Annotated in this window: 20 protein-coding genes; 17 read left to right on the top strand and 3 right to left on the bottom strand. The window is 69.2% G+C overall.

Annotation, left to right across the window (positions count from 1 at the left end; all coding sequences use genetic code 11):
• The first annotated feature begins 195 nt into the window (after nt 1-195).
• The 6 genes from OG588_RS47305 to OG588_RS47330 all read left to right on the top strand — a co-directional run bounded on the left by OG588_RS47305 (nt 196) and on the right by OG588_RS47330 (nt 7947).
• The gene (locus OG588_RS47305) at nt 196-1584 is read left to right on the top strand and encodes an ABC transporter substrate-binding protein (RefSeq protein ID WP_405952704.1); all 1389 of its coding nucleotides are present in this window, start codon (nt 196-198) and stop codon (nt 1582-1584) included.
• A 2-nt stretch (nt 1585-1586) separates the two neighbouring features.
• Entirely contained in the window at nt 1587-2498 is a 912-nt protein-coding gene (locus tag OG588_RS47310; RefSeq protein ID WP_405952705.1) for a carbohydrate ABC transporter permease, read from the top strand.
• The gene (locus OG588_RS47315) at nt 2495-3430 is read left to right on the top strand and encodes a carbohydrate ABC transporter permease (protein ID WP_405952706.1); all 936 of its coding nucleotides are present in this window, start codon (nt 2495-2497) and stop codon (nt 3428-3430) included. Before OG588_RS47310 ends, OG588_RS47315 begins: the two co-directional genes overlap by 4 nt.
• A gap of 51 nt (nt 3431-3481) precedes the next feature.
• Nucleotides 3482-5638 (top strand): beta-galactosidase, encoded by a 2157-nt coding sequence (locus OG588_RS47320; protein WP_405952707.1) that lies wholly within the window; start codon nt 3482-3484, stop codon nt 5636-5638.
• Nucleotides 5639-5694: 56 nt separating this feature from the next.
• Entirely contained in the window at nt 5695-7449 is a 1755-nt protein-coding gene (locus OG588_RS47325; RefSeq protein WP_405953395.1) for an RICIN domain-containing protein, read from the top strand.
• Between the two features lie 63 nt (nt 7450-7512).
• Entirely contained in the window at nt 7513-7947 is a 435-nt protein-coding gene (locus OG588_RS47330; protein WP_405952708.1) for an NUDIX domain-containing protein, read from the top strand.
• Between the two features lie 14 nt (nt 7948-7961).
• Here OG588_RS47330 and OG588_RS47335 read toward each other — a convergent pair whose 3' ends face one another.
• Both OG588_RS47335 and OG588_RS47340 read right to left on the bottom strand, forming a co-directional pair.
• Nucleotides 7962-8552: an ester cyclase gene (locus OG588_RS47335; RefSeq protein ID WP_405952709.1), complete on the bottom strand. Its 591-nt coding sequence runs from the start codon at nt 8550-8552 to the stop codon at nt 7962-7964.
• A 48-nt stretch (nt 8553-8600) separates the two neighbouring features.
• Nucleotides 8601-9665 (bottom strand): medium chain dehydrogenase/reductase family protein, encoded by a 1065-nt coding sequence (locus OG588_RS47340; RefSeq protein ID WP_405952710.1) that lies wholly within the window; start codon nt 9663-9665, stop codon nt 8601-8603.
• 151 nt (nt 9666-9816) lie between these two features.
• On the opposite strand from OG588_RS47340, the gene OG588_RS47345 reads away from it, so the two are divergent.
• The 4 genes from OG588_RS47345 (at nt 9817) to OG588_RS47360 (ending at nt 14883) form a co-directional block, all read left to right on the top strand.
• Nucleotides 9817-10464 carry a TetR/AcrR family transcriptional regulator gene (locus OG588_RS47345; protein WP_405952711.1) on the top strand — a complete coding sequence of 216 codons (648 nt, stop codon included), beginning with the start codon at nt 9817-9819 and terminating at the stop codon, nt 10462-10464.
• Between the two features lie 127 nt (nt 10465-10591).
• Complete coding sequence (locus tag OG588_RS47350; protein WP_405952712.1) at nt 10592-11095, top strand: hypothetical protein; 504 nt, start codon at nt 10592-10594, stop codon at nt 11093-11095.
• Nucleotides 11096-11385: 290 nt separating this feature from the next.
• A complete protein-coding gene (locus OG588_RS47355; RefSeq protein ID WP_405952713.1) occupies nt 11386-12558 on the top strand; it encodes a DNA gyrase subunit B in 1173 nt (390 codons plus the stop codon).
• A gap of 267 nt (nt 12559-12825) precedes the next feature.
• Entirely contained in the window at nt 12826-14883 is a 2058-nt protein-coding gene (locus OG588_RS47360) for a GH92 family glycosyl hydrolase (RefSeq protein ID WP_405952714.1), read from the top strand.
• Here the strand turns inward: OG588_RS47360 and OG588_RS47365 are convergent.
• Complete coding sequence (locus OG588_RS47365; protein WP_405952715.1) at nt 14872-15354, bottom strand: winged helix-turn-helix transcriptional regulator; 483 nt, start codon at nt 15352-15354, stop codon at nt 14872-14874. The two genes, OG588_RS47360 and OG588_RS47365, sit on opposite strands and share 12 nt — an antisense overlap.
• Before the next feature lie 93 nt (nt 15355-15447).
• On the opposite strand from OG588_RS47365, the gene OG588_RS47370 reads away from it, so the two are divergent.
• The 7 genes from OG588_RS47370 to OG588_RS47400 all read left to right on the top strand — a co-directional run bounded on the left by OG588_RS47370 (nt 15448) and on the right by OG588_RS47400 (nt 22050).
• Nucleotides 15448-15942 carry a PaaI family thioesterase gene (locus OG588_RS47370; protein ID WP_405952716.1) on the top strand — a complete coding sequence of 165 codons (495 nt, stop codon included), beginning with the start codon at nt 15448-15450 and terminating at the stop codon, nt 15940-15942.
• 359 nt (nt 15943-16301) lie between these two features.
• Nucleotides 16302-16586 carry a hypothetical protein gene (locus OG588_RS47375; RefSeq protein ID WP_405952717.1) on the top strand — a complete coding sequence of 95 codons (285 nt, stop codon included), beginning with the start codon at nt 16302-16304 and terminating at the stop codon, nt 16584-16586.
• 21 nt (nt 16587-16607) lie between these two features.
• Nucleotides 16608-16781 carry a response regulator transcription factor gene (locus OG588_RS47380; protein ID WP_405953396.1) on the top strand — a complete coding sequence of 58 codons (174 nt, stop codon included), beginning with the start codon at nt 16608-16610 and terminating at the stop codon, nt 16779-16781.
• 502 nt (nt 16782-17283) lie between these two features.
• Nucleotides 17284-18510: a cysteine desulfurase-like protein gene (locus OG588_RS47385; protein WP_405952718.1), complete on the top strand. Its 1227-nt coding sequence runs from the start codon at nt 17284-17286 to the stop codon at nt 18508-18510.
• A gap of 368 nt (nt 18511-18878) precedes the next feature.
• Complete coding sequence (locus OG588_RS47390; RefSeq protein ID WP_019056133.1) at nt 18879-19766, top strand: sugar phosphate isomerase/epimerase; 888 nt, start codon at nt 18879-18881, stop codon at nt 19764-19766.
• A gap of 141 nt (nt 19767-19907) precedes the next feature.
• Nucleotides 19908-20756 carry a sugar phosphate isomerase/epimerase family protein gene (locus OG588_RS47395; protein ID WP_405952719.1) on the top strand — a complete coding sequence of 283 codons (849 nt, stop codon included), beginning with the start codon at nt 19908-19910 and terminating at the stop codon, nt 20754-20756.
• Nucleotides 20757-21036: 280 nt separating this feature from the next.
• The gene (locus OG588_RS47400; RefSeq protein WP_405952720.1) at nt 21037-22050 is read left to right on the top strand and encodes a sugar ABC transporter substrate-binding protein; all 1014 of its coding nucleotides are present in this window, start codon (nt 21037-21039) and stop codon (nt 22048-22050) included.
• The last annotated feature ends 2 nt before the right edge of the window (nt 22051-22052 follow it).

The raw sequence follows: 22052 nt of genomic DNA on the forward strand, positions 1-22052 counted from the left end.
GTCTGCGGGCCGGTGGGGGCTGGTCGCGCCCACGCGGCGGAGCCGCATATCGATACAGCCCCGCGCCCCTGAAAAGCGGGGCGATCGCGGCACCGGTGACTCTCGGGGCCGCCTCATCCACACCACGCCAAATACACCTTCAGCACGCCGTCGGCCGGTGTGCCGGTCACCTATACCCTCTCTCGGGAGTTCATCATGTCCGGACCCTTCTCCAACTCGCCCTCCTCTCTGAGCCGTCGGGGTTTTCTCGCCGCCACCGGCGCGCTGTCGCTGGCCGCCACGTTGTCCGCCTGTGGCGGGGGTGGTGGCGGTACGAGTGGCTCGTCGAGCAAGCCGGTCAGCCAGGCCGACATCGACAAGGCGATGAAGACGCCGACCCAACTGACGTTCTGGACTTGGGTTCCGAACATCGACAAGGAGGTCGCGCTCTTCGAGAAGAAGTACCCGGCCGTCAAGGTCAAGGTCGTCAACGCCGGTCAGGGCACGCCTCAGTACACCAAGCTGCGTACCGCGCTCAAGGCGAACAGCGGTGCCCCGGACATGGTGCAGATCGAGTTCCAGGCGATCCCGACGTTCACCATCACCGACAGCCTGCTCGATCTCCGCCCCTACGGCGCCTCCGCGCTCAAGTCGACGTTCGTGGACTGGACTTGGGGGCAGGTCAGCGGCAGTGGCGGCGAGATCTGGGCGATACCGCAGGACACCGGCCCGATGGGCATGTTGTACCGCAAGGACATCTTCGACCGGCACGGCATCCAAGTCCCCACCACCTGGGACGAGTTCGCAGCCGCCGCCCGCAAGCTGCACAAGGCCGACCCGGACGTCTACCTCACCAACCTCGCGGCCAACCAAGTCGCCGCGTGGCATGGTCTGTTGTGGCAGGCGGGCGCCAAGCCGTATGTCACCTCCGGCAAGAGCGACATCACCGTCAGCGTCGACGACGCGGTCTCCAAAAAGCTCGGCGAATACTGGGGCACCCTCGCCAAGGACGGCGTGATCGGCGTGGAGCCGGACTTCACCGACGCCTGGTACGCGGCCCTCAACAAGGGCAAGTACGCGACCTGGCTGACCGGCGCCTGGGGGCCGGCCTTCCTCTCCGGTTCGGCGAAGGCCACCTCCGGCAAGTGGCGCGCGGCCCCGCTCCCGCAGTGGGACGCGGCCAAGCCCAGCTCGGGCAACTGGGGTGGCTCGACCACAGCCGTCATCCGCTCCACCAAGAACCCCATCCAGGCAGCGGTGTTCGCCCAGTTCCTCAACAGCGACCCCACCAGCGCCAAGATGTTCGCCACCGAACAGTTCTTCTTCCCCGCGACCAAGCCCCTGCTCGGCGAGGCGAGTTTCCTCGCCGACGCGCCCGCCTTCTACGGCGGCCAGAAGGTCAACCAGGTCTTCGCCGACATCAGCGCCCAGGTCGACCCCGCCTTCCAGTGGCCGCCGTTCCTCGACCGGGTCGCCACGGACTGGACCGAGACCGTCGGCAAGTCCCTCGCCGACAAGACCGACACCGTCCGCGCACTCGGCTCCTGGCAGTCACGCATCACGACCTTCGCCAAGAGCCAGGGCTTCACGGTCAAGGGAGGCTGACGATGGCCACCACCACGGCGAACACCCCGGTCAAGTCACCGCCCCGACGGCGCCACGGCAGTGCGGGCGCCCTGTTCATCGCCCCGTTCATGGTGCTGTTCCTGCTGCTCTTCCTCGCCCCGCTCGGCTACGCCGCCTACCTGAGCCTCTTCCAGGAGAAGCTCATCGGTGGCTCGACGTTCGTCGGCCTCGACAACTACGTCACCGCCCTCAAGGACCCCCAACTCCTCAAGGGACTGGGCCGAGTCGCCCTGTTCTTCGTCATCCAGGTCCCCGTGATGCTGCTGCTCGCCCTGTGCTTCGCACTCGCGCTGGACAGCGGCCTGCTACGGCTGGCCCGGGTGATCCGCCTCGGCATCTTCGTCCCGTACGCCGTCCCCAGCGTGATCGCCACCCTGATGTGGGGCTACCTCTACGGCCCCGACTTCGGCCCCTTCGCCCAGATCAGCCACGACCTCCACCTGCCGGCCCCGCACTTCCTCACCGACGGCTGGATGCTCGGCAGCCTCGCGAACATCGTCACCTGGGAGTTCGTCGGCTACAACATGATCATCCTGTACGCCGCGCTGCGCACCATCCCCGCCGAGCTGTACGAGGCGGCGGCCATGGACGGCGCCGGCGCCTGGCGGATCGCCTGGTCCATCAAACTCCCCGCGCTGCGACCGGCGTTGACCCTCACCGTCCTGTTCTCGGTGATCGGCAGCTTCCAGCTCTTCAACGAACCGAAGCTGCTCATGAGCGTCGCCCCGGACGTCATCGACAGCTCCTACACCGCCAACCTCTACGCCTACTCCGTCGCCTTCATCAGCCAGCAGACCAACTACGCGGCCACGGTGTCCTTCATCCTCGGGCTGGTCATCGTGATCGTGTCGTACGCCTTCCTGCTCACCGCGAACCGCAGGAGGGCCGCATGACCACCGTGACGTCCACCGCCTCAACAGACGTGTCAGTGAAGCGAGTTGATGCCGGGACCCGCGCGCCGCGCCGGTCGTCGACCCGTCGCCGCAGCACCCCGTTGACCATCGCCATGCTGGCCGTCCTGGCGTACTTCCTGCTGCCTCTCTTCTGGCTGCTGATCGCCTCGACCAAGAGCACCCAGGACCTGTTCAACAGCTTCGGCCTGTGGTTCTCGCACGCTCCGCAACTCCTGTCGAACATCAAGGCCACCTTCACTCAGGACGACGGCGTGTTCGGCCGCTGGCTGCTCAACACCGTTCTGTACGCCGGGGCGAGCGCGCTAGGCGCCGCGCTGCTCGCGGCGGCGGCCGGCTACGGCTTCGCCAAGTACCGCTTCCGCGGTCACGGCGCGGCGTTCAACCTGGTCCTCGGCGCCATCATGATCCCGACCACCGCGCTGGCGATCCCCACCTACCTGCTCTTCGCCAAAGCGGGCCTGGTGAACACCCCTTGGGCCGTCATCCTGCCGTCCCTCATCAGCCCGTTCGGCCTCTACCTCATGCGGATCTACGCCGAGGACACCGTCCCCGACAGCCTCATCGAGGCCGCCCGCATGGACGGCGCCGGAGAGTTCCGGATCTTCTGCACGATCGGGCTGCGGCTGCTCGCGCCGGGCCTGGTGACGGTCATCCTCTTCACGCTCGTCGCCACCTGGAACAACTACTTCCTGCCGCTGATCATGCTCAACGACCCGAATCTGTACCCCATCACGGTCGGGCTCTCCTCCTGGGCCGCCCAGGCGCAGAACGGCGGCGCCGGAGCCAGCAGCGACATGCTCGCCCTCGTCGTGACCGGCTCCCTGATCTCGATCATCCCGCTCGTCCTGGCCTTCCTGCTGCTCCAGCGGTACTGGCAGAGCGGCCTGGCCACCGGCGGCGTCAAGCAGTAACCCCCACCGCACCATCCCCCCCAACACCCCCTGCACTCCGGAGGTTTGTCCATGGCGGATCTGCCCGCCCGTGTTCTGTTCGGTGCCGCCTACTACCACGAGTACCAGCCCGCCTACGGCCCGGACGTACGGCCCGACGAGCAGCTCAAGACCGACCTCGACCTGATGGCCGAAGCGCACTTCACCGTGATCCGGATCGGCGAGTCGGTCTGGTCGACCTGGGAGCCGGAGAACGGCCGCTTCCAACTCGACTGGCTGCAACCGGTGTTGGACGGCGCCCATGAACGCGGCATCTCCGTCATCCTCGGCACCCCCACCTACGCCGTACCGCCGTGGCTGGCCCGCCAGTACCCGGAGATCACCGGCGAGCGGCGCACCGGCGAGCGCATCGGCTGGGGCGCTCGGCAGGAAGTCGACTTCACCCACCCGGCGTTCCGCTTCCACGCCGAGCGGATCATCCGGAAGGTCGTCGCCCGGTACGCCGACCACCCGGCCGTCATCGGCTTCCAGGTCGACAACGAACCGGGCCTGGAACTGTTCCACAACCACGGCGTCTTCCAGCGCTTCACCGACCACCTGCGCGAGAAGTACGGCGACGTCGAGACCCTCAACCGTGAGTGGGGCCTGGTCTATTGGTCCCACCGCCTGTCCACCTGGGCCGACCTGTGGACCCCCGACGGCAACGTACAGCCCCAATACGACGTCGCCTGGCGGGAGTTCCAGGCCCGCCAGTGCACCGAGTTCATCGGCTGGCAGGCCGACATCGTCCGCGAGTACGCCCACCCCGAGCACTTCGTCACGACCTGTATCTCCTACACCCGCCCCGCAGTCGAGGACGACGAGCTCACCGACCGCCTCGACATCGCCACCGGCAACCCGTACTACGACATGCAGGACGGCCTGCTCCTGCCCGACCCGACCCCGGACACCCACGAGCAGAAGTGGAAGACCACCGGCGTCTGGTCGCTCTACCAGACCGCCGACTGGATGTTCTCCTCCCGTCAGGAGCCGTTCCTGGTCACCGAGACCAACGCCAACTCCATCGGCATGGCGTGGGACAACAAGCCCGCCTACGACGGCCAGTGGCGCCAGGCCGCCTGGGCCCTCGTCGGCCGCGGCGCTCGCATGATCGAGTACTGGCAGTGGCAGACCCTGCGCTTCGGCGCCGAGACCTACTGGGGCGGAGTCCTCCCGCACAGCGGCCGACCGGGCCGGACCTACGCCGAACTCGCCCGGCTGGGCGAGGAGTTCGAAGCCGTTGGACCGCTCGTCGCGGGTCTCGAACCGGACGCCGACATCACCATCGTCTACTCCACCCCCAGCAAGTGGCTGATGCAGAAGCACCCGCCCCTCGCGACCCCGGACGGCGAACCGGACCCCGCCGCCTACCACCGCATCCTCGACCCCTTCTACCGCGGTGCCTTCGACGCCGGACGCCAGGTTCGCGTCGTCCACTCCCGCCAACTCCACGACCCGCGTGGCGAACGCGAAGGCATGGCCCCGGAGCAGGCCGCCCGCCGCCACCCCGTGCTCGTCGTCCCCGCCCTGTATCTCGCCGACGACACCACGCTCGACTGGCTCGCCGCCTACGCGCAGGCCGGCGGCCACTTGGTCCTCGGCCCCCGTACCGGCTATGCCGACCAAGAGGCACGAGCCCGACACGAGCCGGCCCCCGCCCGTCTCACCGACGCGGCGGGAGTGTCGTACGACGAATTCAGCAACCTCGCGCAGGCCGTGCCCGTGCGTACCGCGCCCGGCAGCGCGCTCGTGCTGCCGGAGGGCGCGACGGCGACGCACTGGGCGGACGGTCTGACCGTCGCCGACGCCGAGGTCCTCGCGGTGTACGAGCACCCGCACTTCGGGCGCTGGCCCGCCGTGACCACCCGCCGTCACGGGGAGGGGCGGGTCACGTACGTCGGCACCGTACCCGGCCGTGATCTCGCCCGTGCGCTGGCCGAGTGGCTGGCGCCGGCCGCCCGTAGTGGGTGGGGGGATCTGCCGGCGTCCGTCACGGCGGCGACCGGTACCTCGCCCGACGGCCGGCGGGTGCACATCGTCCACAACTGGAGCTGGGAGCCCGCTCGTTCGGCGGTTCCGGTCGATCTCGCCGACGCCCTGGACGGTACGTCCCTCCCCGCGGGTGCGGTGCTGGAGCTCGGCCCGTGGGACGTACGCGTACTGGTTTCCCCGATCGACGCGAAGGAGTAGCTGTGCGAAGAAGCAGAGCGGTGAAGGCGCTGGGTACGTTCGTCGGGGCCGCGGCGATGCTGGCGGTGCCCATGGCCACCGGTGCGCAGGCGTACAACCCGACGGGCGGAATCCTCTATCAGCTCGGCAACGAACCGTGCTTGAAGGGGCGGGGCAACTGCGCCGTCTACCCGAAGTCGACGCAACTGCCCGGCGGGCGGCTGGTCGCGTCGTTCGAGAAGTCCACCGTCGTGTCGGCCACGGGTACTGCCGACGGGCAGACGCTCCCGGTCTACAAGAGCGACGACCACGGGACGAGCTGGCAGCCGCTGTCGGAGGTCGAGGCGCCCGCGTATCTCTCCAAGGACCCCAAATACGCGAAGTACACGAGCAATTGGACCAACCCCTACCTCTACACGCTTCCGCAGAGCGTCGGAAATCTGAAGCGGGGGACACTGCTCCTGGCGAGTGTCGTGTCGGGCGACGACGCGTACTACAAGGAACACAAGGCGGCCGACCCCAACTGGACGCCCTCCAACGACGGTGACCGCAGCGACCTCGCCATCGCGCTGTACTCCAGCACCGACGGCGGCGCCTCCTGGAAGGTCGTCAACGTCATCGCGACCGGCGGCTGGCAAGGTGGCAGCGCGGGCGCGATCGGGCAGAACGTCGCCACGGCCAACACGAACCAGCAGGTCGACCCCATCTGGGAGCCGTACCTGATGGTCTACAAGGGCCAACTCCTCTGCTACTACTCCGACGAGAACGACTACACCGGCTTCGACGCGACCACCGGCGTCCCGACACTCGACCCCGCCAACGACACCGCCGCGGACTCACACGGGCAGATCCTCGCCCACCGGACCTGGAACGGCCGCAGCGCCAAGTGGAGCGGACCCGTCGTCGACGTCGCCGGACTGACCCAGAGCATGGGTGGCGGCAAGACCGAGATCGGGGGCGGGCGGCCGGGCATGACGAACGTCGTGCGGACCACGGACGGCAAGTGGCTGCTCACGTACGAGTACTGGGGCGGCGGAGCCAACACCAGATACGTGCTCGCCGACAACCCGCTTGATTTCTACCGGAGTTCGGCGACCGGCGGTGCCGTCACCTCACTGCCGGTCGACACCGGCTCCCGTCCCCTCGCGACGGGCGGCAGTCCCGTCGGCATCAGGCTGCCCGGGGGAGGCCTGGTCTACAACGCGGCCGGCAGCGGCAACGTCTGGGTCAACAAGAGCGGTCGTAGCGACGGGGTCTGGAAGGAGTACCAGACGACCTCGCGGGCCGGATACAGCCGCGACCTCCAATACGTCGACGGCACCGGCCGCATCGCGATCCTCAACAACCAGGGCACCTCGACGATCGCCTACGCCGAGGTCGACCTCGGACGGTCGAAGGGCGCCTACTACCGGCTGGTGAACCGGAAGACCGGCCAGGTGATCGGCACCGGTGACAAGACGAACGACGCGAACATCGGCAACGGGAACGTCCCCGACGTCGTCCTGGAGGCCCGAGGCTCCGCCGCGAACCCGGACACCCAGTACTGGCACGTGGTGACCGAACCGAACGGTGGGGTAACGCTGTTGAACAAGTCGGGCGGTCGTGCGGCGGCGATCTGGACCGGTAACGCGACGGTCGGTCAGCGGATCGGTCAGTGGGTCGACAACAGTGCCACCGGCAGCTGGAACCTGGTGAAGACCGGTGACGGGTTCTACCGGTTGCAGTCGGTCAAGAACACCGGTCTGTATCTGACCGGTGCGTCCGACGGGGCGCCGTTGACCTTGCAGAACACGGCGGCGGACGGTTCGCAGGAGTGGCGGCTCGTGCGGTAGGGGGGTGGACGGGCCGGCCGACTTCGAGGGTGAACTGCCGGTCGGCCCACTACCGTTGAGGACATGAGGGTTCGTCACAAGGCGCGTGTCGTTCTGCTCGACCATGGTCATCTGGTGTTCCTCAGGCGAGGCTGGCCGGGTGGCGATCCGTACTGCACGACCGTCGGCGGGAGTGTCGAGCCGGAGGACGCGGACCTCGAAGCGGCTCTGCGCCGCGAGGCGTTGGAGGAGATCGGGGCCACGATCGGTCCCGCCACCGAGTTCCTGACCCTGACCGAACCGCGCGGGACGTGCACCGTCGTCCAGCACTACTTCCTCGCGGACCTGCTGGACATGGACCCGGACCGCCGTCACGGTCCCGAACTCGACGACCCCGACACGGGCGTCTTCGAACCGGTCCGGGTCACCCTGAGCCGCCAGGCCGTGGTGTCCCTCAACCTCCAGCCCGCCGAACTGGCCGACCATGTGCTCGCGCATGTCGAGGCCTGGGGCGCCTGACACCCGCACGGTGGTCACAACACCTCGAGCTGGGTGAGGAGCTGGAGGGTGTCCGTGTTGACCCAGTACTCCACGAACCTGCCGTCGCGCATCCGGAGTGTGTCGGTGCCGGTGAACGTGACCACCGTCCCGGGCTCGGCCCTGGCGCCGGGGAAGCCGCCGGCGTAGGTCCCGGTGGCCGTCCAGCGTATGGACGCGTAACGACCGTCGACCAGCGGGGTGACCTGCTCGGTGAAGCGGAGGTCGGGGAAGGCGGCGCGGGTCTGCGCGATCCACGCGACCAGTCCGTCGACACCGCGGATCGAGCTGCCGTCACCTCCGTCGAGCAGCGCGGCGTGGACGCGGAAGGCGGGGGAGATGATGCCCGGCGCCCGGTCGTAGTCGCCGTTCCAGAGTCGGAGCCAGTCGGCGAGAATCGCCTTGGGCTTCTGCACGCCCTCGTGCGGGCTTTGGACGCTCGTGATCGCTGTCGTCGCGGTGGTCTTGGGCGACGCGTCCGAGGCGGTGGCGGTCATGGCCGTGCAGAGCAGGGCGGCGAGCGCCGCCGGGACGAGGAGCCGGGCGCGGGGACGGCGGGCGGTGTGGGCGGGCGGGACGGTGGTCACGGCAGGTCCTTTGGATCGGGGCGGGGGAGAGGGGAGGGGCGGGGCACGTCACGGCGTCAGGACGACCTTGCCGGCGACCGTGCCGGACTCGGCCAGGCGCATGGCGTCGGCGGCGCGGGCGAGCGGCAGTTGGGCGGCGATGCGGGCGTTGACCTCGCCGCGCTGGAGGGCCGCGAATACCTGGGTGAGGTCGGCGCTCAGCTGGGCCCGGAACTTGTTGTTGCTCAGGGCCCGCCCGGCCCAGACGTTGAAGAAGTAGGCGTGGCGGCCGTTCGGCAGCGCGTTCCACACCCAGACCCGGCCCAGGATCTTGAGCACGGGCAGCTGCTTGGAGCCCTCGTCGTCGCGGGTGGAGGCGCTGCCGTAGGAGACGAGCGTGCCGCCGGGGGCGAGGAGGTGCCAGGACCGGGCGACGCTGGGGCCGCCGACGTGGTCGAAGACGGCGTCAACGCCGCGTGGGGCGAGCTCGCGGACGCGGGCGGTGAGGTCGGGGGTGCGGTAGTCGATGGGCTCGACGCCCTGCTCGCGCAGTGCGTCGTGGTGGCGCGGGGACGCGGTGCCGATCACGTTCACCCCTGCGGCGTGGGCGAGTTGGACCAGGACGGTGCCGACTCCGCCGTTCGCACCGTGCACCAGGATCGTCTGGCCGGCGCGGACGTGGGCCTTGCGGTGCAGCATCTGCCAGGCGGTGATGCCGTTGACGACCACGGTCTCGGCCTCGGCCGCGCCGATCCCCTCGGGCACCGGCACCACGTCGGCCGCGTCGACGAGGACATGGCTGGCCCAGCCGCCGACCTTGAGCAGCGCGGCGACCCGGGTGCCGGCCAGACCGGGCTCGACGCCCGCGCCGGTGCTCTGGACGGTGCCGACCAGGTCGTAGCCGGGGACGAAGGGGAACGGGGGCTGGTCGTAGTACTTGCCGCGCCGCATCTGCTGCTCGGCGAAGGAGACCCCGGTCGCCTCCATCCGGACCAGGACCTGGCCGGGGCCCGCGACGGGCACGGCCCCGTGCCGGACCTCCAGGCCTTCCGGCTCCACCTTGCCCGGCAGGACGACCTCGACGAGTGCGTCGGTGGTGTTGTCCACGTGGTTCATGTTGTCCGTGCTGTTCATGGTGACCTCCACTGCGATCCGCTGCGAGCTAGTAGCTTTCGTGTTCGTTATAAGTTGTAACTCACGCGAGAAGGGTTCGTCAATAGCGATCGTGATAGCTTCTAACTGGAGCGTGAACATGTAGTCGAGTGGGAGTGGAAGGCGGCCGGGCATGGTGGAAACGGGCACGAGGACGCCGCGCGAGCGCTATCGCGACCAGGTGCGCGCGGAGGTCAAGGAGCACGCGCGGGAACAGATCGCCACGGCGGGAGCCTCCGCGCTCTCCCTCAACGCGATCGCCAAGCGGATGGGGATGAGCGGGCCCGCCCTCTACCGGTACTTCGCCAGCCGCGACGACCTGATCACCGAGCTCATCCGGGACGCGTACCGAAGCCTCGCCGACACCTTCCGCGCGGCCGCCGAGTCCGGCGCCGACCTGCCCGGCCTGGCCCACGCGCTGCGCGGCTGGGCCCTGGACGACCCCCAGCGCTACTTCCTCGTCTACGGCACACCCGTCCCCGGCTATCACGCGCCCGCCGACATCACCGGGATCGCGTCCGAGATCATGGCGGTCCTGCTGGACGCGAGCACGGAGCTGCCGGCGGACGGTCCCACGACACCGTTCGAAGTCGACCTGGGAGCACACCGGCACTGGGCGGGCGACCACCCCGCCCCACCCGCGGCCCTCCGCCGCGCCCTGACCTGCTGGACCCGCCTGCACGGAGTCCTGTCCCTGGAACTCGCGGGCCACTTCACGGGCATGGGGTTCGACCCGGCGGTGCTGTTCGACTCGGAACTGGCCGACCTGACGGCGCCGTAGCCGCAGCGAGGTGCCGACGCCGGCAGTCCCGTACACATCCGGGTCTCCGGTTGGCCGGGCGCCGGAGGGGTATTTCGGCCATGCGATGGTGAGGTCCATTCCGGTTGGTGGGGGCGCGATGTCGAGGATGAGCAAGGAGATGCGCGATGCCGCGGTGCGGGCCGCCGGGGAGGCCGGGCTCGGTGAGCTCAAAGGCGTCTACGACTGTTCCCGGCTCGACGCGTGGGTCCTCGCGGTGTCGGGCTGCGTGTTCACGGCCTTCCTGCTGCCCGCCGTCCTGATCGACGCCCACGACAACGGCGTGTCCGCCAAAGCGATCGGGGGGATCGCCCTCTGCCTGGTGGTGACTGTCGGTATGTTGTTCGCCGCCCGCGTCCTGTGGCGGAACGCCGAGGGCGGCATCGTCCATTTCGAGGGCGGCATGGTCGAGACGTACGGTGCGGGCAGCGAAACGGTCTGCGCCTGGCGCGACGTCACCGAGGTCCGACGACTGGTCAGGAACCCGATCATCCCCATGTACAGCGTCACCGCCGCGGGGCGTCGGCACTCGGTGGCCCGCGAAGACTTCTCCCACTGCCGACCTCTTCTCAAGGACATGGCGAAGCTACGGGTCCAGGAACCGAGCGACTGAACATCGCCCGTCGTATCCACGTCATCACCGTTCATCGCAACGTCTGCCTCCCCGATTGGCTTGCCACAGGCCGGAATTGAAGCCCTCGGAGGCGTCCGGAACGGGGTCGTACGCGGCTTCGGCGGGCCCTCGGACACGTTTCGGGTACGGTGCGCGACGGCGGAGTCGCCCGCATCCTGGCACGCCCTCACCCGCTCGTCTGTGGCCTTCCCAGAACACCTTTGACCTGGTGTTTTCCTTGATTCCGCCTACGCTGGGGTGATCTGCCGAACGCCATGGGAGGGGTCTTCGTGAGTGCGGAGGGCATGGAGTACGACGCTACTGATATCGAGGTGCTGGACGGTCCGGCAGCCGTTCGGAGGTCGCCCGGTATGTACGTCGGCTCGACCGGCGAACGCGGCCTGTACCACCTCGTGTTGGACGTCGTCGACCGGGCCGTGGGCGAGGTCTTGGCGGGCCGCGCCGGCTCCGTCGACGTCACGCTCGCGTCCGACGGCGGTGTGCGGGTCGCCGACGACGGGGCAAGGAGCGGAGGGGCCTGCGATCCGGACCTCGAAGCGCAGTTGACCAGCTTGCAGATGAGTTCCGGCTTAATTGGTCGGCGCACTGCGGTCATTGCCCCTTTCGGCTTGGGGCTCTTCGTCGCCAACGCTCTGTCGAGTCGGCTGACGGTCGATATCCGGGGCGAGGGGACCCGATGGGCCAAGGAGTACGCGCGCGGTGTCGAGGCCGAACAGCGCAGCACTGTGGGGCCGTTGACCGGAGACCTGGGTTCGGCGACCGGAAGCGGGACGACCATCTCCTTCTGGCCCGACACCGAGATGTTCGAGACGACATGGTGCTCGTTCCCCGTACTGGCGGAACGCTTCCGGCAACTGGCCTTCCTCAACAGGGGTCTGGCCATCTCGCTGACCGACGAACGCCCGGCGGACGGGGTTCGGCGGGTGCTGTACCAATTCCCGGACGGAGTACGGGACTTCGTGGCCGCCCTCGATGCGGAAGCGGGAGCGAGCCTCCATTCGGACGTCTTCGGCTTCGAGGGGGAGGACGCGAGAATGGCGGGGACGATGGAGGTGGCCCTCCTGTGGGGACACGCTCGCGGCGCGCGGATACGCGGCTTCGCCAACAGCCTGGCCACTCGCGAGGGCAGCACGCACCTGGACGGCTTCCGCGACGGAGTGGTGGCGGCGGTCACCGAGTTCGCACGGGAACGGGGGCTGCCGACCGCGTCCGTCCTCGATGCCCGCGCCGACCTGATCGTCGAGAGCCTCACGGCAGTCGTCTCGGTGAAGCTCGATCAACCCGAATACCTCGGCGCGACATGCACGTTGCTGGGCAACGCCGAGGTGCGGATCTGCGTCGCGGAAGCGGTCCGGGAGCACCTCGGCAACTGGTTCGCGGAACACCCGGAGCGGGCTGCGGAGATCGTGAACCGCATTGTCCGGGGCCGCGATCAGGACTGAACAGGAGCGGACCGGCCGTCAGGAGCAGTTCAGTCTCCGGACGCCTGGAACGTTGCCGCTCACCCCGAGCGAAGCCCCCAGGTCTCCAGAGGTCCCGCCTCCCCTTCACACCCCCTCGGCGATGCCGGCAGGCGAAGCAGCGATAACCCGACCGGTTGGTCCTCGCGACCGGACGGTGTGGCGGCACCGCGGTCGCGGCCGGGTTGGGGACACTCGCGGTCCGGCGCCGCGCGGGCGGCGGGTTCCCTGTCTGGCTGGAGAAACGTGGTGCGACTTCCTCTGTTTCGGGCCGTCCTGGCGGTCTCGGTGCTCGTGGCGTCCGGAGCGGCCGCCGCCCCGGTCCGGGCGGACGGGACGCCCCGGCCCCGGGCCGTCGACGATCTCGCGCGATACGTCAACCCGTTCGTCGGCACCGCCCCCGGCGGCCCCGACTTCGGCCACGGCGGCGGCGCGGGCAACACGTTCCCGGGGGCCTCTGCACCGCTCGGCGGAATGCAGTGGAGCCCCGACACGGTGACGTACCAGCACGGCGGCTACTCCTACGGCGACAACCGCATCCGCGGCTTCAGCCTCGCGCACATCTCCGGGGCCGGCTGCGCCGCCTACGGCAACGTCCCCTTCATGCCCACGCAGGACGCCGTACCGCCGTCGTACGCCACCTTCTCGCACGCCAACGAGCAGGCGGCGCCCGGCAGTTACCACGTCACTTTCGACAACGGCATCGGCACCGACCTGACCACCACCCAGCGTTCGGGCATCGCCCGCTTCACCTACCCGGCGACCGATACCCGCCCCGCCGCCGTGAGCATCGACGCGGCGAAGGCGTTCACCGCGGCCACCGGATCCGTCGACATCGGGACCGACACGCTCTCCGGGTACAGCGACAGTGGTGCCTTCTGCAAGGCCAAGAACCGTTACCGGCTCTACTTCCACGTCAGCTTCGACCAGCCCTTCGCCCAGGCCTCCCACCCCGGCGGCAAGGCGGGCGCGGCCATGGTCTCCTTCGCGCCCGGCGTGCGCACGGTGACCGCCCGGGTCGGGGTCTCCTTCGTCGACGTCGAGGGCGCCCGCCAAAACGCACTGACCGAGCAGAAGGCGCAGTCGTACGACACGATCCGGCAGGCCGTGCGGGCCGACTGGAACGGGTGGCTGAACCGCATCACCGTCGGCGGCGGGACGGACGCCCAGCGCCGGGTCCTCTACACCGCCCTCTACCACGCCCTCCTGCACCCCAGCGTCTTCAGCGACACCGACGGCCGCTACACCGGCATGGACGGGGCCGTCCACCGCACCCAAGCCGGACACGTCCAGTACGCGAACTTCTCCGGCTGGGACGTCTACCGCTGCCAGGTCCAGCTGCTGGCGCTGCTCGCCCCGCGTGAGGCCTCCGACATCGCGCAGTCCGTCCTCAACCAGGGCCTCCAAGCCGGTTACTTCGACCGTTGGACTCTCGCGAACGGCGGCAGCGGCGTCATGGTCGGCGACCCGCTGCCCGCCATCGCGTCCACGATCCACGCCTTCGGCGGCACCGACTTCGACGCCGCCACCCTGCTGCGCACGGCTCTCGCGGACCGCCAGGACAACCGTCAGCGCCCCGGACACGAGCAGTACGACACCCTCGGCTACGTCCCCGCAGGCACCAAGGGTGTCTGGGGCTCGGTCTCCACCACCCTTGAGTACGCCGTCGCCGACTACGCGCTCGCCCAACTCGCGCACCGGCTGGGCGACTTGACCGCGTACGGCACCCTGCTGCGGGCCTCCGGGAACTGGCGCAACCTCTTCAACCCCGCCACCGGATACCTCCAGCCCCGCGCCGCCGACGGCACCTGGCCCGCCTTCACCCCGGCCCAGAAGACGGAGTACGTGGAGGGCAACGCGGCCCAGTACACATGGATGGTTCCGCAGGACCTGCCCGGACTGTTCGCGGCGATGGGCGGCGACGCCGCCGTGACCACCCGCCTCGACACCTTCTTCAGCAGCCTCAACGCGGGCGCCGATCAGCCCTACGCCTACCTCGGCAACGAGCCCTCGTTCGGCACTCCTTGGGCATACACCCACGTCGGCCACACCGACCGAGCCGGAGCCGTCGTGCAGCGCGCCCTGTCCACGCTGTTCACCGACGCCCCCGGCGGACTCGTCGGCAACGACGACCTCGGCGCCATGTCGTCCTGGGCGGTGTGGGCGAGCCTCGGCCTGTACCCCGAGGTCCCCGGCACCGCCCAACTCACCCGCACCGCACCGCTGTTCCCCACGGCCACCGTCCACCGGGGCGACGGCACCGAGCTCACGGTCGGCTCCGCGTCGCGCAGGCACTCACTCCGTTAGCAGGCTTCGTAGGGGCCGCGCCGCGGGTCCGGGCGCGGCCGTGACCTCGGTCGGTGCGAGTGCGCCGTGCGGCCCGTCGCACTCCACCACCACACGGACCGGCGCGCCGCACTCGGTGTGCCGTACGTCGAGGACCGGGCCTTCGGGGGCGGCGGCGTACGTCTCGCCCCACTGCCGCAGGGCCATGAGGATCGGCCACAGATCGCGGCCCTTGCTCGTCAGCCGGTACTCGTGCCGGGTCCGGCTTCCCGCCTGCTGGTAAGGCACGGCCGTCAGGATGTCGGCCGCCACCAGCTTGCGGAGCCGGTCGGCGAGCACCGCGTCCGAGAGCCCGAGATGGCGCCGGAAGTCGTCGAAGCGCCGGACCCTGATGAACGCGTCCCGCAGGATCAGCAGGGTCCACTTCTCGCCGACGAGATCGAGTGTGCTCTGGACCGGGCAGTTCTCCGTGCTCACGTCGAGCCATTCCATGCGGCCAGCGTAGCCACCTGGCTCTGTCATTGACAGTCAGCCGCGGGCGGATCTAGCTTCTTTTCAGGAAGTCAGCCTGGGAGGTAGCGCCGTATGGGTCGGTCACGCACGTACGAGTGGGAGGACCCGGGGGTCTCGGCAGCCGCCGTAGGGCAGTCCACGGGTCTGGAGTTCCTGCGGGAACTGATCGGCGGGCGCCTGCCCGCGCCGCCGATCGGGGCCACCCTGAACTTCACGCTCGACGAGGTGGAGCACGGGCGCGCGGTGTTCTCCCTGATACCGGGGGAGGAGCACTACAACCCCATCGGCAGCGTGCACGGCGGGGTCTTCGCCACCCTGCTCGACTCGGCGGCCGGGTGTGCGGTGCAGACCACGTTGCCGGAGGGCATGGGGTACACGTCGCTCGACCTGAGCGTGAAGTTCCTGCGCCCGGTCACCGTCGACACCGGCCGGATCCGTGCCGTAGGGACGGTGTTGAACGGCGGACGGCGTACCGCGCTCGCACAGGCCGAGCTGTTCGACGAGAAGGACCGGCTGCTCGCGCACGCCACCAGCAGCTGTCTGCTGTTTCCCGTCCCGGGCTCCTGAACCCGTGACGACCGAAATCCGCCTGTCTCCCGCGCAGGCGGATCCGTACCGTCAACTCCCTTGATCCATACGGTCGAAGGCGTCGCCGGAACGCTGAGCAGTCTGCCGGACGCCGTGGTCGTGGTGGTATGGGGAGAAGTACGTATGCGCCTACGTGGGTACGTGCATACGCGCGTACGGGGAAGTCACACACGCGGGATCGTGAGGGCGTATGGCGGGCCGGCCGGGGCGTACGAACGCATGCTGGCGGTCGCGGTTGCGGCGCTGCACGAACGGGAACCCGAGCGGCTGTGGCCGATGGTCGCCGCGGTCCTGCCGGGCCTGTGCGGCGGAGAGGCGCTGATCTGCAAACTCGGCGAGTGGACGGACCGGACCGGGCCGGGTCGATGGGGCTCTCGCCCGCCGCCGCGGCGCATCTCGGGCGGATCGAGGCGATACCCCTGCCGGGCGCGACCACGCCGGTGACCGGCTGCCTCGTCTACCGCGCGGGCGCCCACTTCACCGAGGACCAGGTTCGGGCCGCCGAGCAGCTGCAACCTCTGCTGGCCGGTGTGGAGCAGCAGCGGCAACTCCTTGAGCGCCTGCGCGCGAGCACGGCGGTGCGCGAAGCGTCGCAGGCGACAGCGGACTCCCGGCTCACCTAGCGCCAGGTCACCGTCCTGCTGCTGCTCGCCGACGCGCTCACGGCCTCGGCCATCGCCCGGCGCCTGGGGATCTCCGTGGCTACGGTGCACAAACACGTCGAGAGCCTGTACCGGAAGCTGGGGACGCGCGATCGCGTGAGCACGGTGTTGCGGGCGCAGGAGATGGGTCTCCTTCCGCGTCGAGGGGGACGCTGAGGCCCTGGGCTGTTGCGTCGCCGGGTGCTCAACCAGGTTTTTGGGGAAGGGAGTTGTCGGCATCGGGGGGCTTGGGGTTGTGTGGTGGGTGCGGGTCGGTGGGGGCTGGTCGCGCAGTTCCCCGCGCCCCTGAAAGATCGGGCTTCGCCGGTCTGCGAGGGGCGCGGCCGCGCGGCGGAGCCATATGCAGACGCAGCACCGGGCCACCGCTTTGCCGGGGGTTTGGGCCGTCTGGTGAGTGCAGGTCGGTGGGGGCTGGTTGCGCAGTTCCCCGCGCCCCTGAGGGGCACGGTGGAGCCGCATATCGGCACAGCCATCCGCCTCTGTGGGGCGTTGGGACGCGTCGTGGAGCGCCGACCCGACGCGTGCAGTCCGTCGATATTCGCGCTGAACGGGACGGTGAGCCCTCGCCCTCTGCCCCGAAACCCCTCCATGTCCGATGATCGTTGTGGACACCCGGGGCCCCGAGGCCCGCACTCGGCATCGACAGGAGTTCAATTCCGTGGCCTACGACATCACCGCCCTGCGCGCCCTGTTCCCTGCCCTGAGTGGTGCGCCCGCCCACTTCGACGGGCCCGGTGGCACCCAGACCCCGCGACCGGTCATCGAGGCCATCACCGGGGCGCTGGCCAACCCCCTCTCGAACCGGGGGCAGGTGACCGTGGGGGAGCGGAACGCCGATGGCATCGTCACGCGGGCCCGTGAGGCCATGGGTGACCTGCTCGGGGCGCAGGCCTCGGGGATCGTGTTCGGGCGTAGTGCCACGCAACTCACCTACGACTTCTCCCGCACGCTCGCCACGACCTGGTCGGCCGGGGACGAGGTCGTCGTCACCCGCCTCGACCATGACGCCAACATCCGTCCTTGGATCCAGGCCGCCGAGCGGGCGGGTGTCACCGTGCGGTGGGCGGACTTCGACCCCGCGACCGGCGAACTGACCCTCGACCACCTCCGCGCCGCCCTGTCCGACCGCACCCGGCTGGTCGCCGTCACCGCCGCCTCCAACCTGATCGGTACCCGGCCCGCGATCGCCGAGATGTCCCGGCTCGCTCACGAGGCGGGCGCCCTGGTCTACGTCGACGGCGTCCACTACACCGCGCACGCCCTGGTCGACATCGGCGCACTCGGTGCGGACTTCTTCGTGTGCTCGCCGTACAAGTTCCTCGGCCCGCACCACGGCGTCCTCGCCGCCCGGCCCGAACTGCTGGAAACCCTGCGGCCGGTCAAGCTTCTGCCGTCCTCCGACGCGGTTCCGGAACGCTTCGAACTCGGCACCCTGCCCTACGAGTTGCTCGCCGGGACGAGCACCGCGGTCGACGTCCTCGCCGGTCTCGACACGGCAGCCGTCGGCAGTCGCCGCGAGCGCCTGGCAACGAGCCTCGGGGCGCTGCATCAGCATGAGGAGAGTCTGCGTACGCGTATCGATCAGGGGCTCGCCGCGCTCGACGGGATCACCGTCCACTCGAAGGCGGGCGACCGGACACCCACGGTGCTCCTGACCCTGGACGACGTCTTCGGCGCACACGGCACGCAGGACGCCTCCCGCTTCCTGGCGGAACGCGACGTCTACGCGCCCTCCGGCTCCTTCTACGCCGTCGAGGCCTCCCGCCGACTCGGCCTGGGCGACTCCGGCGGCCTGCGCATCGGCCTGGCGCCCTACACCAGCACCGACGACGTCGAACGGCTCCTGGCCGGACTGGAACTGTTCCTGAAGCGCGCGCCTCACTGAGACGGATGAGGGAAAAAGAGGTGCCCAATGAAGGATTAATGATGGGTTTGACCCCTTCAACAATGCCCTGCGCCGCACCTACCGTTACGCCCATGTGAACAACCCGGCGACCGACTGATCAGCGAGCTTGTGGTCGGCTGTGACGGTTTCTGGAGGGAGAGGGCGATGGCGCCTGCGGCGGACTCGGCAATGGTCCTCGGGCCCGTCGGCATCGGCGTGGGCGCAGTCCTGGGGGAGCGGGTCACCGCCTTCGGGGTGTCGACGCGCGCCCACGACCCGTTCAGCCTGCGATCAGCCGCCGTCCGCTCGTCCCGACGTGGTTCCCACCCCTCGTCCCACCCCGACCGGAATCTCAGAAAGGCCACAGCATGACCACCTCCCCCCAAAACAGGATCGCCGGTGCCCCCATCTCCTGGGGCGTGTGCGAAGTCCCCGGCTGGGGCTACCAGTTGACGCCCGAGCGGGTGCTGAACGAGATGCGTGAGGTCGGCCTGGCCGCCACCGAGTTCGGCCCCGAGGGATTCCTGCCCGCCGAACCGGGCGCCATGGCCCGCACCCTCGCCGACCACGACCTGCACGCCGTCGGCGGCTTCACCCCGCTGCTGCTGCACGTGCCCGGCCACGACCCGCTGCCCGAGGCCGAACAGCTCCTGGCGGGCTACGACGCCTCGAAGGCGGAGGTGCTCGTGCTGTCGGCCGTCACCGGTCAGGACGGCTACGACTCCCGCCCCGAACTCGACGCAGACGGCTGGAAGTTGCTGCTGTCCAACCTCGACCGGCTCGCCTCGCTGGCCGCCGAACGCGGTGTCCGCGCCGTTCTGCACCCGCACGTCGGCACGATGATCGAGAACGGCGACGAGGTCCGGCGCGTCCTGGAGCACTCGGCGATCTCCCTCTGCCTCGACACCGGCCACCTCCTCATCGGCGGCACCGACCCCGCCGAGCTCACCCGGCAGGCCCCCGAGCGCATCGCCCACACCCACATGAAGGACGTGGACGCCTCCCTCGCCGCCAAGGTCCAGGACGGGCAGCTCAGCTACACCGACGCCGTGCGCAAGGGCATGTACCGCCCGCTGGGCGCCGGGGACGTGGATGTCCAGGCCATCGTCACCCACCTCAGCGCACGCGGCTACGACGGCTGGTACGTCCTCGAACAGGACACCATCCTCACCGAGGAGCCCAAGGCGAAGGGCCCGGTCGAGGACGTGTGGGCCAGCGCCGAGCATCTGCGCTCGGTGCTGCGCGGTGTCGCGTAGCCGAATTCGGGCCTGATGTGCCTTTGATGTGTTCCGAGGAATTGACCGATGTGCGGGTCCCATCTCAGAATTCCGGAGCGATCGGGCGCCGTGTCTTTGTGAACTCAAGGAATCCGACCATGAGGGATCCGGGAAACAGAAATGACCGCTGACCAATTTCTGGCCACGTGCTGGACCACGGCGGGCGACGCGGCTCCCGACGAGGCGGATCAACGCAGTCCGTTGAATCTGCGGGACCGGGTGGAGGCGTCACGCGACGCCGGATTCACCGCCTTCGGACTGCTCTACGCGGACCTGGTGGAGGCCGAGCGTGAATTCGGCATCGCCGGTATCCGGTCCCTCTTCGAGGACAACGGGATCAGCCATGTCGAGTTGGAGCTGCTGACCGACTGGTGGGCCGACGGACCCCGGCGGGCCGCGTCGGACACCGTCCGGGTCGGCATGCTGAGAGCCATCGAGGCGCTCGGCGCCCGCACCTTCAAGATCGGCCCCGACGTGTCCGACGAACCCTGGGAACTCGACGTCTGGGCCAAGGAGTTCGCCGTGCTGGCCGCGCAGGCCGACGGGGTGGGCGCCCGGCTCGGGGTCGAACCGCTGCCCTGGTCCAACCTCAGGACCGTGCACGACGGCCTACGGCTAGTGGAGGCCGCCGGCCACCCGGCGGGCGGCCTCATCATCGACGTCTGGCACACCGAGCGCGCCCACACCCCGCCGGCCGAGCTGGCGGACGTGCCGGGTGCGCGGATCGTGGGTGTGGAGCTCAACGACGCCGACAGCCAGGTCGTCGGCACGCTCTTCGAGGACACCGTCCACCGCCGCCTCCTGTGCGGAGAGGGCTCGTTCGACCTGCCGGGCATCATCTCCGCACTCCGTACGGCCGGCTTCCGGGGCCCCTGGGGCGTGGAGATCCTGTCCGACGCGCACCGCGCGCTGCCGGTGCGGGAGGCCGCCGCGGCGGCCTATCGGAGTGCTGCGGCACTCGTGAACTGAAAAGGGCCACAGGGGTGGCGGGAGCGAAACCGCGGTCGTTCCCGCCGCCCCTGTTTTCATTTCCATTTCGGTGTACGGGGCATGTTTTAGCGGCGGTCAAGAAATTGTTCAGACATCTTGTCGTGATGGATAAATGATGTCATTACAAGCGTTGACCCCGGGGTGGCATGACGGTTCTATCTCGTCATAAGCAACAGCCGTGTTAACGGCATGTGATCCGCAGCCTTCGCTCGGCCAGCCGCTTCTCCGTTTCCCCCGCAGCACAGTGAGGTGCCGGAAGATGGACCGTACATCCCACCCCCGCAGAATCGTCCCCGTCGTCGCGGCGGCCGCAGCCGCCGCACTCCTTGTGGCCGGCTGCTCCAGCAGCTCCGGAGGCAAGCAGTCCACGGAGGACACCTCCGGTGTCTCGGCCGGCAAGGCCACCACTCCCCGTATGACGATCGCGATGATCACGCACGCGGCGCCCGGTGACACCTTCTGGGACACGATCCGCAAGGGCGCCCAGGCCGCCGCGGCCAAGGACAACGTCAAGCTGATCTACTCGTCCGACCCCAACGGCCCCAACCAGTCGAACCTGGTGCAGAACGCGATCGACCAGAAGGTCGACGGCATCGCGGTCACGCTCGCCAAACCCGACGCCATGAAGTCCGTGATGGGCGTCGCCGAGAAGGCCGGCATCCCTGTTGTCGGCTTCAACACCGGTGTGCAGGACTGGAAGAAGCAGGGTCTGATCGAGTACTTCGGCCAGGACGAGAGCATCGCCGGCGAGGCATTCGGCCGCAAACTCAACGCCGCCGGCGCCAAGCACACCATCTGCGTGATCATGGAACAGGGGCAGGTGGCCCTGGAGGCCCGCTGCGCCGGCGTGAAGAAGACCTTCACCGGCAAGACCGAGATCCTCAACGTCAACGGTACCGACATGCCGTCGGTGAAGTCGACGATCACGGCCAAGCTCCAGCAGGACAAGACCATCGACTACGTGACGACGCTCGGCGCCCCGTTCGCGATGACCGCCATCCAGTCCATCGCCGACGCCGGCAGCAAGGCCAAACTCGCCACGTTCGACCTCAACAAGGACGCGGTCGGCGCCATCAAGGCCGGCAAGATCCAGTGGGCCATCGACCAACAGCCTTACCTCCAGGGCTACTTGGCCGTCGACTCGCTGTGGCTCTACAAGACGAACGGCAACTACAGCGGCGGCGGTGAGGCACCTGTGCTGACCGGCCCGGCCTTCGTCGACAAGACGAACGTCGCCAAGGTCGCCGAGTTCGCCGCCAAGGGAACGCGGTGACG

Source organism: Streptomyces prunicolor (assembly GCF_045162825.1).
GTDB lineage: Bacteria > Actinomycetota > Actinomycetes > Streptomycetales > Streptomycetaceae > Streptomyces > Streptomyces prunicolor.